We start from the raw sequence: 14,386 nt of genomic DNA on the forward strand, positions 1-14,386 counted from the left end.
CACCCGTCAGCACTGGGTCTCGGCGATGCGCGCGCTTGCCGCGCCCGCGTTCCGCCATCCCATCGGTTCGGGGCCGCGCGCGATCTCCTCGCGCAGGCCCAGCAGTTGAGCGGCGACCGCGACAGCGATCACACCGGGCTCCTTGCCACTCACACCGTCGATGCCGATCGGGCACCGCATGCGGCACAACATGGCGCGGTCGATGCCGCGATCGGCCAGGCGGTGCTCGAAGCTGCGGCGCTTGGTGGCCGAGCCGATGAGCCCGAAGTACCGGAAATCGGCCCGGCGCAGGAGGCGCAGACTCAGCTCGAAGTCAAGCGCGTGGCTGTGGGTCATGACCAGATGGCAAGCCCCTGGCGGCGCTTCATCCACCTCGTGCTCGCCGTCGTCCGAACACAGCACGCGCACGTTGGGCGGCACCTCGCTGGGAAATTCATCGGGCCGGCTGTCCACCCAGGTCACGCGGCAAGGCAGCAGGCCCAGCACGGCGACCAGCGCTCGGCCCACGTGGCCCGCGCCATGGACCCACACGTCCAGCCCGGGAGGTTCGATGCGCTGCACGAAGCGCCGCGGCCCGTTCTTCCGCGGGGATGGCGGCCCTTCGGGTGCCGTCAAGGCCGGCGTGGTGAGCAGGTCGCGCGCCAGGCGCCACGTGGTGGCATCCGCCTCGCCGCGTTGCCAGGCGCCCGACGAGGGCGCCAGGACCAGTCGGGTGTGGGAGACCCCATCGACCACACTGGCGATCACGGCCGCTTCGCCGCGCTGCAAGGCTTGCTGCAACACATCGATCCAGTCCAGCGCGGCGCCGACTTCGAGTTCGAACATCAACTCGACCGCGCCACCGCAGCATTGCCCCAGGCGCGCGCCGAGCGCGAAGGCCTGCCAGTGCGCCCCGGTGACAGCCAACCGCAGGTGCCTCCTCGCAATGGCGATGGCTTCGTGCTCCAGGTGCCCACCACCGATCGTCCCCTCCGTGCCCTGCGCGGTGACGAGCATGCGCGTGCCGGTCTCGCGCGGCACCGAGCCTCGCGTCTGGACCACCGTGACCAGCACGAAGGGCGTGCCGCTGTCGCGCAACCGCGCCGCGCCATGGAGCCAGCCGCTGTCCACGGTGGAGGTGCCGTTCATGCCAGGACCGCTTCTTCGAGCCGGGGCTGGAGCGCATCGGCGCGCTCCCGCAGGTCGAGCACGCTGAACAGGATGCGCTCCGCGGTGGCGGGCGCATCAAGCTGGGGCGACAGGCGATGCCCGGCCACGCTGGCGATCGCATCGCGGATCGCATGGAACACCGAGATGCCATGCAGCAGAGGAGGCTCGCCCACCGCCTTGGACCGGTGGATCGAGTCTTCCACGTTGCCGGCCGATTCGTAGAGCGCGACGCGGAAATCACGAGGCATGTCGCTGGCCACCGGGATCTTGTAGGTCGAGGGCGCATGCGTCGTGAGACGCCCTTGGGCATTCCAGCAAAGCTCTTCCATGGTGAGCCAGCCCATGCCCTGGGCAAACGCCCCTTCTACCTGGCCCCGATCGAGCGCCGGGTTGAGCGACCGCCCCACGTCGTGCAGGATGTCGGCGCGCAGCACGCGGCACTCGCCGGTCAGCGTGTCAATCACCACCTCCGTCACGGCCGCGCCATAGACGAAATAGTAGAAAGGCCGGGTACCGCTCAGCGTCGAGCCGTTCCAGTCGAGCGTGGGGGTGCGGTAAAAGCCGGTGGCCGACAGCGAGATCTGGTGGAAGTACGCGAGCTTGACCAGTTCGGTGAACGCCACCGTGCGCTCCCCCACCTGCACCGCATTGCGCACGAACCGCACCTGCTCCTGCGGCACGCCGAAATGCTTCGCCGCGAAGTCGATCAGCCGCTCGCGGATCTGCCGCGCGGCCGCCTGAGCGGCCTTGCCATTGAGGTCGCTGCCCGAGGAAGCGGCCGTGGCCGATGTGTTGGGCACCTTGCTGGTGTCCGAGGAGGTGATGCGGATGCGGTCGACATCGATCATCAGCTCCTCGGCCACCACCTGCGAGACCTTGGTGAACAGGCCCTGCCCCATCTCGGTGCCGCCGTGGTTGAGCATCACGCTGCCGTCGGTGTAGACGTGCAACAGCGCGCCCGCCTGGTTGAGGTGCGGCGAGGTGAACGAGATGCCGTACTTCAAAGGCGTCAGCGCGATGCCCTTTCGCAAGTGGGCGTGGGTGGCATTGAAGGCACGCACGCGGGCCTTGCGCTCCCGGTAGTCGGCGCTCTTCTCCAGCGTGGCGACCAGATCCTCGATCACGTTGTCCTGGAGCGTCTGGCCGTAGTGCGTGACGTTCCTCGACCCGGTGCCGTAGAAGTTGGCGCGCCGCACGTCCAGCGGCTCCTTGCCGAGGTGAAAGGCGATCTCGTCGATGACCTGCTCGATGCCCAGCGCCCCTTGAGGCCCGCCGAAACCCCGGAACGCGGTGGCCGACACGGTGTTGGTCTTGCAGCGGTAGGAGTGGATGGCCAGCGTGCTCCAGGAAATACGTGTTGTCGCTGTTGAGCACAGCGCGGTCGTTCACGCCGGCCGACAGATCGGCCGAATAACCACAGCGGCCTGCCAGGTCCATCTCCAGGCCGAGGATGCGGCCATCGCCGTCGAAACCGACGTCGAAGCAGGTCTCGAAGTCGTGGCGTTTTCCGGTCATCACCATGTCGTCGTCGCGGTCCACCCGGAGCTTCACCGGCCGGCCTGTCTTCTGGGCCAGCAGCGCGGCGTTGCAAGCGAACAGCACGGAACCGCTCTCCTTGCCGCCAAAGCCACCCCCCATGCGGCGGCATTCGGCCACCACGTCCTTTTCGTCCAGGCCCAGCGCATGCGCGACGTGGTGCTGCGTCTCGGTCGGGTGCTGGGTCGAGGTGTAGACGTGCATGCCCCCGTCGTCGCGCGGTACCGCGTAAGCCACATGGCCTTCGAGGTAAAACTGCTCCTGCCCGCCCATGCGGAACCGCTTGCTCAGCCGATGGGGGGCCTGCTCGATGGCCTGGCGCGCATCGCCACGCACGACATGGCGCGTGGGCAGCACGAAGCTCTGGTTCGCCATCGCCTGCTGCACGGTGAACACCGGCTCCAGGTCTTCGTACTCCACCACCGCCAGGCGCAGCGCCCGCCGCGCGGCCTCGATGGATTCGGCGGCCACCGAGAACAGCGCCTGCCCCACGCATTGCACGATGCCCTGCGCGAGGATGGGTTCGTCCGCCACCACCGGCCCGCAGTCGTTGGTGCCGGGGATGTCTTCGGCCACCATGGCGGCCACCACACCCGGCGCGGCGCGCACCGCGGAGAGATCGATGGAGCGGATGCGGGCGTGGGCCCGCGTGCTCTGACCCACCGCCGCGTAGAGCGTGCCGCGCAGCTCGGGCAGATCGTCCGTGTAGTTGGCCCGGCCCGTGACATGCAGCGCACCACTGTCATGCCCGATGGATTGGCCGACACCCCCGAGCGGGTTGGGCCGTGCATCCTGGTTCATGCGAACACCTCCTCGTCAAGCACACTGATCCGGGTGTCGCCCGTGGTTTCGAAATGGAATTTGCGCAGGAGGTTGCGCGCCACCAGCCGGCGGTAGGACTTGCTGGCGCGCATGTCATCGATGGGCTCGAAGTCTTGGTCGAGCGCGGCGATGGCCTGGCGCACCGCCGCCTCGTCCCAGCGGCCCTGCAACAGGGCCGCCTCGCAGCGGGGCGCGCGGCTCGGCGTGGCGGCCATGCCGCCAAAGGCCACCCGGACGCGCTGCACCGTGCCGTCATCACCACACACCAGAGAGAACGCCCCGCACACCGCGGAAATGTCCTGATCGAAGCGCTTCGAAATCTTGTAGGCACGAACCTGCAGGCGCGGGTCGCGCAGGGGGATGCGAATGCGCTCGATGAATTCGCCGGCGGCCAGCACGTTGCGCTGGTACCCGGTGTAGAACGCGTCCAGAGGTACCTCGCGGGTGTGCGGCCCGCGCCGCAGCACCAGACTGGCATCGAGCGCCATCAGCACAGGCATCGAGTCGCCAATGGGCGAACCATTGCCGATGTTGCCGCCCAGCGTGCCCGCATTCCGGATCGGCACCGAGGCAAATCGGCGCGCCCATTCGGCCAGCTCCGGGTACTGCTCGACCAGGGGCTCGAAAGCATCCGTCAACGCCACCGCCGCACCGATCTCGAGGTGGCTGGCGCTGCGCTCGACGCGGCGCAAGGCCTCCACCCGCCCGACGTACAGCAAGGCCGGCAGGTCCTGGCGCTTCTTGGTCAGCACCAGACCAAGGTCCGTCCCGCCAGCGAGGATGCGCGCATCGGGGTGGGCCATGCGAAGCGCGGCGAAATCGTCCAGTTCCACCGGTGCCCAGAACTGCCGGCCATGGGCATCCAGCGCCACGCTTTCACCCGCATCCGCCACCGATGAAACCGGGGTGAGACACGCCGCGCCCCCCTTCGCACATTGCGGGCCGGCCTTTCTTGCCGCATCGACGATGGGCCGGTAACCGGTGCACCGGCAGAGGTTGCCCGCCAACGCGCATTCGATCTCGTCGCGGCTGGCATCGGGCCTCGACGCCAGCAGCGCATGCAGCGACATCACGAAACCCGGCGTGCAGAAACCGCACTGCGAAGCGTGGACATCGACCATGGCCTGCTGCACCGGGTGGAAATCGGCACCCGGTTTTCGCCAGCCCCTCCACCGTCAGGACTTCCTTGCCGTGCAAGGTCGGCAGCAACTGGATGCAGGCATTGACCGCGCGGCGGCGCACGCCCTGACCATGCGGCTCGCTCACGACCACGGTGCAAGCGCCGCAATCGCCTTCGGCGCACCCCTCCTTGGTTCCGGTGAGCGCGAGCGCCTCGCGCAGGTGATTGAGCAAGGTGCGGTTGGGATCGGGGTTGTCCAACCGGTGGGGCTGGCCGTTCACCACGAAGTGGATGCGCGACGGCGCCGCGGGTGGCAACGATGGCTGGTTCTCGCTTGGCATGGATTCCTCGTGGCTGAAACGACAGGCGTTCGATGGCGGCAAGTCTTTCACTGTCAACAATTAATGTCAACATAGTAAAAACGCTAGTGTTAACATTTTTTGGCCGCATAAAATCCGGCACCACCCTGACGGGTGCAAGCAGCCCTCACCAGAGAACACACCATGGCAACGAGGAAGACGAGCGCTGGAGACACCACGACCGGTGGCCCGGCGACACCCCCCATCAAGAAGTCGGCCCGGACCGCCGTCGAAGCGGCGAAGCCTGCGGACAAGGCACGCGAGCCGGAGGAGTCGCCCGAGGAGCGCGTTTACAGAACCCTGTACGACGGCATCCTGGATCGACGCCTCGCCCCCGGCACCAAACTCAAGGAGATACCGCTGGCGCAGGCTTTCGGCGTCACGCGTGGCGTCGTGCGAAAGACGCTGGCACGGCTCGCCACCGCCAAGGTGGTCACCCTTCGATCGCAGCACGGCGCCAGCGCTGCGCCAGCCCTTCGCTGGAGGAAGTCGGCCAGATCTTCGCGGCCCGGCGGCTGATCGAGGGTTTCGTGATCGAGCGGCTGGCCGAGTCGATCGACGCGGACCAGCTCAGGACCTTGCGTGAGCTCATGAAACAGGAACGGGACACCTACCGCGCGGGTGACATGCGCACCGGCATCAAGTTGTCGACCGACTTTCACGTGCAACTCGCGCAATGCGCCGGCAACACGGTGCTCACCGAATTCCTGCAGCAGCTGGTGGCCCGCACGCCCTTGATCTTTCTCGCGCACGGTGACCCTGGCAAGAGCGTCTCCTGCTCGGACCAGGAGCACGCGAACATCATCGCGGCGGTGATCGCGGGCGACACCGAGCGGGCAGTCAAGGCGATGCGCGCGCACCTGGACCATCTCGAAAGCCACGTCGTGCCGGCGGAGCGCACAAAGCCATTGGACCTCGCGCAATTGCTGGGGCTGTGACTCCGCCGGGATCCGCCGGTGGCGCCCCAACAGGTGAAACCCTCTAAACAGCGTGCGGAGGGCTTGGTAGATTCCCCCTTCGCACACACACAACGGAGACACGTCACATGACCCAAGTCGCGCCCGAGCTGCTCGCCCTGCAACGCCTGTACCACTGGGAAAAGACCGATCCCAAGCGCGTTGCGCTCACACAGCCCATGGGCGCGGGCGCGGTGCAGGAATTCACCTGGGCCGAGATCGGCGACCAGGTGCGGCGCATGCGCACCCACCTGCAATCGCAAGGCTGGGCGCCGGGCTCCAAGGTCGCGATCCTCTCGAAGAACTGCGCCTGGTGGATGATGAGCGACCTCGCCATCTGGATGGCCGGCCACGTGTCGGTGCCGCTCTACCCCACGCTCGCGGCCGAGACGGTGCGCCAGATCCTCACCCACAGCGAGGCCAAGGCCTGCTTCATCGGCAAGCTCGATGGCTGGGAAGGCATGAAGCCCGGCGTGCCCGCCGGCCTGCCCTGCATCAGCTACGCGCTCTCGCCGCTGGACGCGATCCAGGCCTACGAAGGCTGGGACGCGATCTGCGGCCGCCACCAGCCGCTGCAGGGTGAGCCCACGCGCGGCGCCGACGAACTCGCGACCCTGATCTACACCTCGGGCACCACCGGCATGCCCAAGGGCGTGATGCACAGCTTCGGCAACTTCGCCTGGGCCATCGACTCCGGCGTCAAGCGCATCCCGCTCTCGGGCGAAGACCGCATGCTGTCCTACCTGCCGCTGGCCCATGTGGTCGAGCGCATGCTGGTCGAACACGGCTGGCTGCGCACCGGCATGCACGTGTACTTCGCCGAGTCGCTCGACACCTTCGCCGCCGACCTGCAGCGCGCGCGGCCCACCATCTTCTTCTCGGTGCCGCGCCTGTGGGTCAAGTTCCAGCAGGGCATCCACGCCAAGATGCCGCCGGCCAAGCTCAACCGGCTCCTGCGCATCCCCATCCTGGGTGGCATCGTGCGCCGCAAGGTGATGAAGGCCCTGGGTCTGGACCAGTGCAAGTTCGCCGCCGGTGGCGCCGCGCCCATGCCCATGGCCCTGCTGCAGTGGTACAGCCAGCTCGGCCTGAACATCAACGAGGGCTACGGCATGACCGAGAACCTCGCGCTCTCGCACATCACCGAGCCGGGCAAGAACCAGCAGGGCACCGTGGGCCCCACCTACGCCGGCGTGCAGCACCGCCTCGACCCCGAGACCGGCGAGGTGCAGATGCGCAGCCAGGCGCTGATGCAGGGCTACTACAAGGAGCCCGAGAAGAGCCGCGAGGCCTTCACCGAAGACGGCTGGCTCAAGACCGGCGACAAGGGCACGATCGACAAGCAGGGCCTGCTGCGCATCACCGGCCGTGTGAAAGACCTGTTCAAGACCGGCAAGGGCAAGTACGTGGCGCCCGCGCCGATCGAGGACAAGCTGGTGATGCACGAGGCCGTGGAAGCCTGCGTGGTGACCGGCGCCAACCTGGGCCAGCCCCTGGGCATCGTGATGCTCAACGCGGACGCGGCCGCGCGCGTGGCGAACGACGCCGCCGCGCGCACCGAGCTCGAAACCTCGCTGGCCAGCCACCTCAAGGGCATCAACGCCACGCTGGACCCGCACGAGCAGCTGCAGTGCATCGTGGTCGTCACCACCGCCTGGACGGTGGACAACGACATCATCACGCCCACCTTCAAGGTCAAGCGCAACCGCATCGAAGACCTGTACGCGCGGTACTACGAAACGTGGGAAACGTCCGGAAAACGGGTGATCTGGCAGAAAGACTGAGGCAGGCTGGCGGCTAACATACCGCCATGCACATCCTCCTGACTGGCGCGGCCGGCTTCATCGGCATGCACACCGCCCAGCGCCTGCTGGCGCGCGGCGACACGGTGCTCGGCATCGACAACCTCAACGACTACTACGCCGTCGCGCTCAAGCGCGCCCGGCTGGAGCCGCTGCAGAAGCACCCGGGTTTCGCCTTCGAACAGGTCGATGTGGCGGACCGCGAGGCCATGGCCCGGCTGTTCGCCAGCCACCGCTTCGACGCCGTGGTGCACCTGGCGGCCCAGGCCGGTGTGCGCTACTCGATCACGCACCCCAACGCCTACCTCGACAGCAACCTCACCGGCTTCGGCCACATCCTGGAAGGCTGCCGCGCGCAGAAGCCGGGCCACCTGGTCTACGCGTCCAGCTCCAGCGTGTATGGCGGCAACACCAAGATGCCGTTCGAGGAAACCGACGCCGTCGACCACCCGGTGAGCCTGTACGCGGCCACCAAGAAGGCCAACGAGCTGATGGCCCACACCTACAGCCACCTCTATGGGCTGCCCACCACCGGCCTGCGTTTCTTCACGGTGTACGGGCCCTGGGGCCGGCCCGACATGGCCTACTTCAGCTTCACCCGCGCGGTGCTCGAAGGCCGGCCGATCCAGGTCTTCAACCACGGGAAGATGAAGCGCGACTTCACCTACATCGACGACATCGTCGAAGGCGTGCTGCGCGTGCTCGACAAACCGGCCATGCCCGAGAACGCGGGTGGACCGCCCTACCGCATCTTCAACATCGGCAACCACGACCCGGTGCCGCTGATGGACTTCATCGGCTGCATCGAACAGGCGCTGGGGCGCGAGGCGATCAAGGAATTCCTGCCCATGCAGGACGGCGACGTGCCGGCGACCTACGCCAGCACCGAGGCCCTGCACCGCTGGGTGGGCTTCGCGCCCTCCACGCCTCTGAAGGACGGCATCGAACGCTTCGTGCGCTGGTACCGCGAGTACCACCAGGCCTGAAGCCGCCTCAGTCCAGCGTGCTCAGCACCCGTGCGAGCACGCCCTCGCTGCCCTGCTCGCACAGGCCCAGCACCACCTCGAAGCCCTGGGCATTGCCGTAGTAAGGGTCGGGCACTTCGCGCCGGCCCTCCACACCCGCGTACTCCAGGAACAGGTGCAATTTGTGCTGGTGCTCGGGAGGGCACTTGAAGCGCAGGTTCTCCAGGTTGTCCGCGTCCATGGCGAGGATCAGGTCGAAGTTCCGGTAGTCCTCATCGCGCACGCGGCGGGCCCGCTCGCGCTCGATCTGCGGGTAACCGCGCGCCATCGCCAGGGTGATCGCCCGGCGGTCGGGCTTTTCCCCCTGATGGCCGGCGTAGGTGCCGGCGGAATCCACCTCCACCCGCTGCGCCAGCTGGCGGCGCGCGATGGCGGCGTGCAGCACGCTGGCCGCCATGGGCGAGCGGCAGATGTTGCCCATGCAGACGACAAGTATTCGAAACATGCTTTCGAGGGTACCAAAGACAAAGCCCGCCAGAGGCGGGCCGTGTGCAAGGAGGCAGGGGAATGGATCAGATCAGGTAGCTGTCCAGACTCTTGCCCGATGCCAGCACGGCGCGAACCCATTCGGGTTTGCGGCCCGGGCCACCTGCCCAGAGTTCACCGTTCGGGCCTTTGTACTTGGCCGGTGCGGCCGATTTGGATTTGCCGGTCTTCTTGGTCGCCGAGGTGCTGCCCAGATCGGCGGTGGTGATGCCGAATTGCTTCATCTTCGCCTTGATGTCGGCGATGACCGCGGAGAGCTCGTCCTTGCGCGCCTGCTCGGCCTGTGCCATCAGGTTCTGGGCTTGCGCCATGAGTTCGGAATAACTTGCCATTGAAATCGTCCTTTTTAGGTAATGTTTGATCCATCCGGAACCGGATGTCTGCCAACGACGCAGACCATCATTCTATTCCGGGGGATCGCCATTTATATAGCTCCGGCGGCAATTCGGCCTGCAGTTCCAACGCGGATTTGGTGACAGGATGTGTCAACCTCAAACGCCAGGCATGCAGGAACATGCGTTTCAAACCAATCCGTGCCAATTGCCGATTGAGTTCGAAATCGCCGTATTTATCGTCACCCGCAATCGGATGGCCGGCGCTGGACAAATGCACGCGAATCTGATGGGTGCGGCCGGTCTTGATGGTGACCTCCAACAGGCTGAAGCCTTCGGGAACGACCGCCTCCAGCCCTGGTGGTGCGGGCACGCGCTGCGCCACCTTCACCAGCGTGACCGAGCGCATGCCGTCCGGATCGTCGGCTGTCGTCACCCTCACACGGCGTTCGCCATCAGGTAATAGGTATTTGTGCAAAGGCTGGTCCAGCACCTTCAGGCGGGCGGGCCAGGCGCCTTTGACCATCGCCAGATAGGTTTTTCCGGTTTCACGTTCGCGAAATTGGTCCTGCAATGCCTTGAGCGCGCTCTTTTTCTTGGCAATCAGCAACAGGCCGCTGGTTTCCCGGTCCAGGCGATGCACCAATTCGAGCAATCGGGCCTGCGGCCGAGCCTGGCGCATTTGTTCGATCACGCCGAAACTCACGCCGCTGCCACCATGCACCGCCACGCCGGCGGGCTTGTCAATCGCCAGAAAGGCCTCGTCCTCGAACACGACCGGGAATTCGCGCGCCGGCGCCGGATGGGCCGCCTTCTCTTCGGCGCGTTCGGACAGCCGGATCGGCGGAATGCGCAACACATCGCCAAGGGCGACGCGGTCGTCGGCCGACACCCGGCCCTTGTTCCGGCGCACCTCGCCCGAGCGGATGATGCGGTAGATGTGCGATTTGGGCACCCCTTTGAGGATGCGGATGAGGAAGTTGTCCAACCGCTGCCCCGCCGACTCTTCGTCAACCGTGATGTGTCGGATTTCCCCCGAATTCGGGTTGCTGAGCATGGGTGTGAATAAGGCCACCACGAATGGCGGGGAGCTGACTATAATGCGTCACACCCGTCGTGTGCCGTAAGTGATTGATTTACCTTGAGTTTAAGGCAGTCACCCAAGGCAAGGGACCGCAGCTTGCAAGGCAAGGCGTCCGCCGCGGGTGGGTTGCCACCCGCAGCACCCGGGTCTGGCGCCGTTGCCCGATGCATTCCCATGCGAATCCTGGCACGGCGGCGGGCCGGTCGAAGCCGCGGGCGAATCCGCTGAAGAACACGAACCCGAATACGGAATACCCCAATCACCCAGCCCGCAACACGTGGCTGGATGAGGACGAAGTGAAGCCAGAGAGACACCGGCCAGATCCATGTCAATGACAGCCATCGAGCCTTCTTCCCTGTTCACCCACCTCCACGCGCCTACGCCCTGACCTGGCGGTTCGACGCGGCACCCTGGTGCCCGCCTGTGTTGAACGCCTTCCCCGAACCGCGGGTCAACGGCTCTCCGGCAATTCCTCCCCTCGTTCGCGCTTCCGCTGGTTCACGGCAGGTTGGCGCATGGGCCGGTGGCCCCTGCGTCCTTGTATTTGAACGAAGGAACGCATCATGAAACGCATGCTGATCAACGCCACGCAGGCCGAAGAGCGCCGCCTGGCGATCGTGGACGGGCAGAAATTGCTCGACTACGAAATCGAAATCGAAGGGCGCGAACAGCGCAAGGGCAACATCTACAAAGCGGTGGTCACCCGCGTGGAGCCGTCGCTCGAAGCCTGCTTCGTCGACTACGGCGAAGAACGCCACGGCTTCCTGCCTTTCAAGGAAATCTCGCGCCAGTATTTCGCCGCCGGGGTGCCGGTCAACCAGGCCCGCATCAACGACGTGATCCGCGAAGGCCAGGAACTGCTGGTCCAGGTGGAAAAGGAAGAACGCGGCAACAAGGGCGCCGCCCTCACCACCTTCGTGAGCCTGGCCGGCCGCTACGTGGTGCTGATGCCGAACAACCCGCGCGGCGGGGGCGTGAGCCGCCGCATCGAAGGCGAAGACCGCCAGGAACTCAAGCAGGCGCTGGACCAGCTCGAATACCCCAACGGCATGAGCATCATCGCGCGCACCGCCGGCATCGGCCGCGACGCCGCCGAACTGCAGTGGGACCTGAACTACCTGCTCAAGCTCTGGAACGCCATCGACGGCGCGACCAAGGGTGGCAAGGGCGCCTTCCTGATCTACCAGGAATCGAGCCTGGTGATCCGCGCGATCCGCGACTACTTCAACAGCGACATCGGTGAGATCCTGATCGACACCGACGACATCTTCGAACAGGCTCACCAGTTCATGAGCCATGTGATGCCCGAGCACGGGCACCGCGTGAAGCGCTACCGCGACGACGCGCCGCTGTTCTCGCGCTTCCAGATCGAGCACCAGATCGAAACCGCGTACAGCCGCACGGTGAACCTGCCTTCTGGCGGCGCCATCGTGATCGACCAGACCGAAGCGCTGGTGGCGGTGGACGTGAACTCGGCCCGCGCCATCAAGGGCGGCGACATCGAGGAAACCGCGACCCGCACCAACCTGGAAGCCGCCGACGAAGTGGCCCGCCAGGCGCGCCTGCGCGACCTGGGTGGTCTGGTGGTGATCGACTTCATCGACATGGAAGAGTCGAAGAACCGCCGCGAAGTGGAAAACCGCCTGCGCGACGCGCTGCGCCAGGACCGCGCCCGCGTGCAGTTCGGCGCCATCAGCAAGTTCGGTCTGCTCGAAATGAGCCGCCAGCGCCTCAAGCCCGCGCTCAACGAAGGCGCTTCCATCCCCCTGCCCGCGTTGCGGTGGTTCCGGCCACATCCGCGACACCGAGAGCTCGGCACTGCAGATCCTGCGCATCATCCAGGAAGAGTCGCTCAAGGACAGCACGGCCGCGGTGCTGGTGCAGGTGCCGGTCGAAGTCGCGAGTTTCCTGCTGAACGAAAAGCGCACCGAGATCACCAAGATCGAACTCAAGCAGCGCATCAGCGTGCTGCTGGTGCCCAACAAGTCGCTCGACACGCCCAACTACAAGCTCGAGCGCCTCAAGCACGACGACCCGCGCCTGGACAACCTGGACGCGAGCTACAAGCTGGCCGATGAAGTGGACGACGTCGCCAGCTTCACGCGCCGCAGCCAGGAACGCACCAACAAGCAGGAACCGGTGATCAAGGGCGTGCTGCCCGACGGACCCGCGCCCGTGGCCGCACCGCGCCCCGAAACGCCGGCCCCCGCCGCCGCACCGGTGGCAGCGCCCGTGGCCGCCAAGCCCGTGCCGGCCGCGCCGGCACCGGCCGAGAAGGGTTTCTTCGGTTGGCTCAAGAGCCTGTTCGGTGCCGAGCCCGCACCGGCCAAGCCGGCGGCAACGCCTGCCGTGGCCGCACCGGCCGCCAAGGGCGGTGCCCGCGAAGAACGTGCCGACGGCGGTCGCCGCGAAGGTGGCCGTGACGGCCGCAGCCGCAGTGGCCGTGGTGGCGCCGAAGGCCGTGGTTCGCGCGAAGGCCGCGAAGGCGGTGGCCGCAACGGTGGCCGCGGTGGCGAAGGCCGTGCGGTCGAGGCGCGCGCCGAGGGCGGCCGCGTGGAAGGTCGCAGCGAACAGGCGCGTGGCGAAGGCCGTCGCGGTGAAGGCCGCGGCGAAGGCCGCAACGAGAACCGCAACGAAGGGCGCGGTGGTGAAGGCCGCCAAGGCAACCGCCGCGAAGGTGGCCGCCGGGAAGCCCCTGTGGCGGCCGAAGGCGGCAACGTCAACAACGCCCTGCCGCTGGACGCCGCGCCGAGCGACACGCCCGAAGCGGCCGAAGGCCAGCAACGCCGCGAGCGCGACCGCGATCGCCGCCCCCGCGGTGACAACCGCCGCCGCCAGCCGGGCGCCGAAGGTGCCGAGGCAACGCCCCGTCCCGACGCCGTGGAAGGTGAACAGCCGGCCACCGTCGCCGAAGGCGTGAGCGAAGCTCAAGCCCCGCGCGAGGGCGACGCCGAGAACGGCGCGCCGCGCGGCAACCGCGAACGCCGCAGCCGCGACCGCTATGGCCGCGACCGCCGCGAACGCGGCCCCCGCGAAGGCGCGGTCGAAGGTGAAGAGGCTCCGGCCGCCGCCGAGACCGTGGCACCTGCCGAGCGCAGCGAAGCGGTGAACGACTCGCCCGATGCCTCGGCCTACGAAGCCCCCGTGCGCAGCTACTTCAGCATCGCCACGCCGCCTGCCGTGAACGCGGAAACCACCGAAGCGCCGGCGGCCGAACCCGTCGCTGTGGCGCCTGCCGAAGTGGTGGTGCCGGCCCCGGTGGCCGCACCTGCGGCCGAAGTGGCGGCACCCGCGCCCGCCGTGGTGCCGCAAGCACCTCGCGCGCCGCGCGCAGCAGCCCCCGTGGCCGCCGCCGCACCGCGCGCGGTCGAAGCGCCCGGCTCCCCGAGGCCTGCCCAAGGTGCAGCCGTTCACGCTGTCCGTCGAATCCCTCGACCAGGTGGCGCAGGCCAGTGGCCTGGAATGGGTGAACTCCAACGCGGAGAAGGTGGCCCAGGTGCAGGCCGCCATCGCGGCCGAACCCAAGCCCATCCATGTGCCGCGCGAACCCAAGCCGCCCGTGGTGCTGGACGAAGGTCCGCTGGTGCTGGTGGAAACGCGCAAGGACCTGCGCGACATGAAGCTGCCGTTCGAGAACCCCTGAGTCCTCGCCACCGCCGCCCGCCTCCGGCGTGGCGGCAGGCCCCGAAGAAAAAGCCGATCGGGTTCCGATCGG

At 67.2% G+C, this 14,386-nt stretch carries 9 protein-coding genes and 3 pseudogenes; 5 read left to right on the forward strand and 7 right to left on the reverse strand.

All coding sequences use genetic code 11. The features are described from left to right. Positions 1-6: 6 nt before the first annotated feature. From xdhC to ACFJGX_RS24455, 4 genes and pseudogenes are all read right to left on the reverse strand, one after another. A complete protein-coding gene (gene xdhC / locus ACFJGX_RS24440; RefSeq protein WP_382323511.1) occupies positions 7-1,128 on the reverse strand; it encodes a xanthine dehydrogenase accessory protein XdhC in 1,122 nt (373 codons plus the stop codon). Beyond that, a pseudogene (xdhB, locus tag ACFJGX_RS24445) lies at positions 1,125-3,486 on the reverse strand (xanthine dehydrogenase molybdopterin binding subunit). Before xdhB ends, xdhC begins: the two are co-directional and overlap by 4 nt. Continuing rightward, positions 3,483-4,628 carry a xanthine dehydrogenase small subunit gene (gene xdhA, locus ACFJGX_RS24450; protein WP_382323509.1) on the reverse strand — a complete coding sequence of 382 codons (1,146 nt, stop codon included), beginning with the start codon at positions 4,626-4,628 and terminating at the stop codon, positions 3,483-3,485. The pseudogene xdhB and the gene xdhA overlap by 4 nt, the downstream one beginning before the upstream one ends. Before the next feature lie 190 nt (positions 4,629-4,818). Further along, positions 4,819-4,968, reverse strand: a pseudogene (locus tag ACFJGX_RS24455) (hypothetical protein); the annotation flags it as partial. A 162-nt stretch (positions 4,969-5,130) separates the two neighbouring features. Between ACFJGX_RS24455 and ACFJGX_RS24460 the strand changes: the two are divergent. From ACFJGX_RS24460 to ACFJGX_RS24475, 4 genes are all read left to right on the forward strand, one after another. Next, complete coding sequence (locus ACFJGX_RS24460; RefSeq protein WP_382327237.1) at positions 5,131-5,505, forward strand: GntR family transcriptional regulator; 375 nt, start codon at positions 5,131-5,133, stop codon at positions 5,503-5,505. Positions 5,506-5,516: 11 nt separating this feature from the next. Next, positions 5,517-5,924 (forward strand): GntR family transcriptional regulator, encoded by a 408-nt coding sequence (locus ACFJGX_RS24465; protein ID WP_382327239.1) that lies wholly within the window; start codon positions 5,517-5,519, stop codon positions 5,922-5,924. A gap of 107 nt (positions 5,925-6,031) precedes the next feature. After that, positions 6,032-7,726: an AMP-binding protein gene (locus tag ACFJGX_RS24470; protein ID WP_382323506.1), complete on the forward strand. Its 1,695-nt coding sequence runs from the start codon at positions 6,032-6,034 to the stop codon at positions 7,724-7,726. A 26-nt stretch (positions 7,727-7,752) separates the two neighbouring features. Continuing rightward, complete coding sequence (locus tag ACFJGX_RS24475; RefSeq protein WP_382323505.1) at positions 7,753-8,730, forward strand: NAD-dependent epimerase; 978 nt, start codon at positions 7,753-7,755, stop codon at positions 8,728-8,730. Positions 8,731-8,737: 7 nt separating this feature from the next. On the opposite strand, the gene ACFJGX_RS24480 is transcribed toward ACFJGX_RS24475, so the two are convergent. The 3 genes from ACFJGX_RS24480 to ACFJGX_RS24490 all read right to left on the reverse strand — a co-directional run bounded on the left by ACFJGX_RS24480 (position 8,738) and on the right by ACFJGX_RS24490 (position 10,644). Further along, positions 8,738-9,214, reverse strand: coding sequence for a low molecular weight protein-tyrosine-phosphatase (locus tag ACFJGX_RS24480; protein ID WP_291115547.1), 477 nt, complete (start codon positions 9,212-9,214; stop codon positions 8,738-8,740). A 67-nt stretch (positions 9,215-9,281) separates the two neighbouring features. After that, entirely contained in the window at positions 9,282-9,587 is a 306-nt protein-coding gene (locus ACFJGX_RS24485) for an H-NS family nucleoid-associated regulatory protein (RefSeq protein ID WP_382160701.1), read from the reverse strand. 67 nt (positions 9,588-9,654) lie between these two features. Further along, the gene (locus ACFJGX_RS24490) at positions 9,655-10,644 is read right to left on the reverse strand and encodes an RluA family pseudouridine synthase (RefSeq protein WP_382323504.1); all 990 of its coding nucleotides are present in this window, start codon (positions 10,642-10,644) and stop codon (positions 9,655-9,657) included. 590 nt (positions 10,645-11,234) lie between these two features. Between ACFJGX_RS24490 and ACFJGX_RS24495 the strand changes: the two are divergent. Next, positions 11,235-14,314: pseudogene (locus tag ACFJGX_RS24495) on the forward strand (Rne/Rng family ribonuclease). Positions 14,315-14,386 lie beyond the last annotated feature (72 nt).

Origin of the sequence: Hydrogenophaga sp. UC242_50 (genome assembly GCF_042697355.1) — a bacterium.
In the GTDB taxonomy this organism is placed as follows: domain Bacteria; phylum Pseudomonadota; class Gammaproteobacteria; order Burkholderiales; family Burkholderiaceae_C; genus Hydrogenophaga.

Coding starts and splice junctions, on each gene's coding strand:
- xdhC (WP_382323511.1), bottom strand. CDS start 1,128: ATGAACGGCACCTCCACCGTGGACAGCGGCTGGCTCCATGGCGCGGCG.
- xdhA (WP_382323509.1), bottom strand. CDS start 4,628: ATGGTCGATGTCCACGCTTCGCAGTGCGGTTTCTGCACGCCGGGTTTC.
- ACFJGX_RS24460 (WP_382327237.1), top strand. CDS start 5,131: ATGGCAACGAGGAAGACGAGCGCTGGAGACACCACGACCGGTGGCCCG.
- ACFJGX_RS24470 (WP_382323506.1), top strand. CDS start 6,032: ATGACCCAAGTCGCGCCCGAGCTGCTCGCCCTGCAACGCCTGTACCAC.
- ACFJGX_RS24475 (WP_382323505.1), top strand. CDS start 7,753: ATGCACATCCTCCTGACTGGCGCGGCCGGCTTCATCGGCATGCACACC.
- ACFJGX_RS24480 (WP_291115547.1), bottom strand. CDS start 9,214: ATGTTTCGAATACTTGTCGTCTGCATGGGCAACATCTGCCGCTCGCCC.
- ACFJGX_RS24485 (WP_382160701.1), bottom strand. CDS start 9,587: ATGGCAAGTTATTCCGAACTCATGGCGCAAGCCCAGAACCTGATGGCA.
- ACFJGX_RS24490 (WP_382323504.1), bottom strand. CDS start 10,644: ATGCTCAGCAACCCGAATTCGGGGGAAATCCGACACATCACGGTTGAC.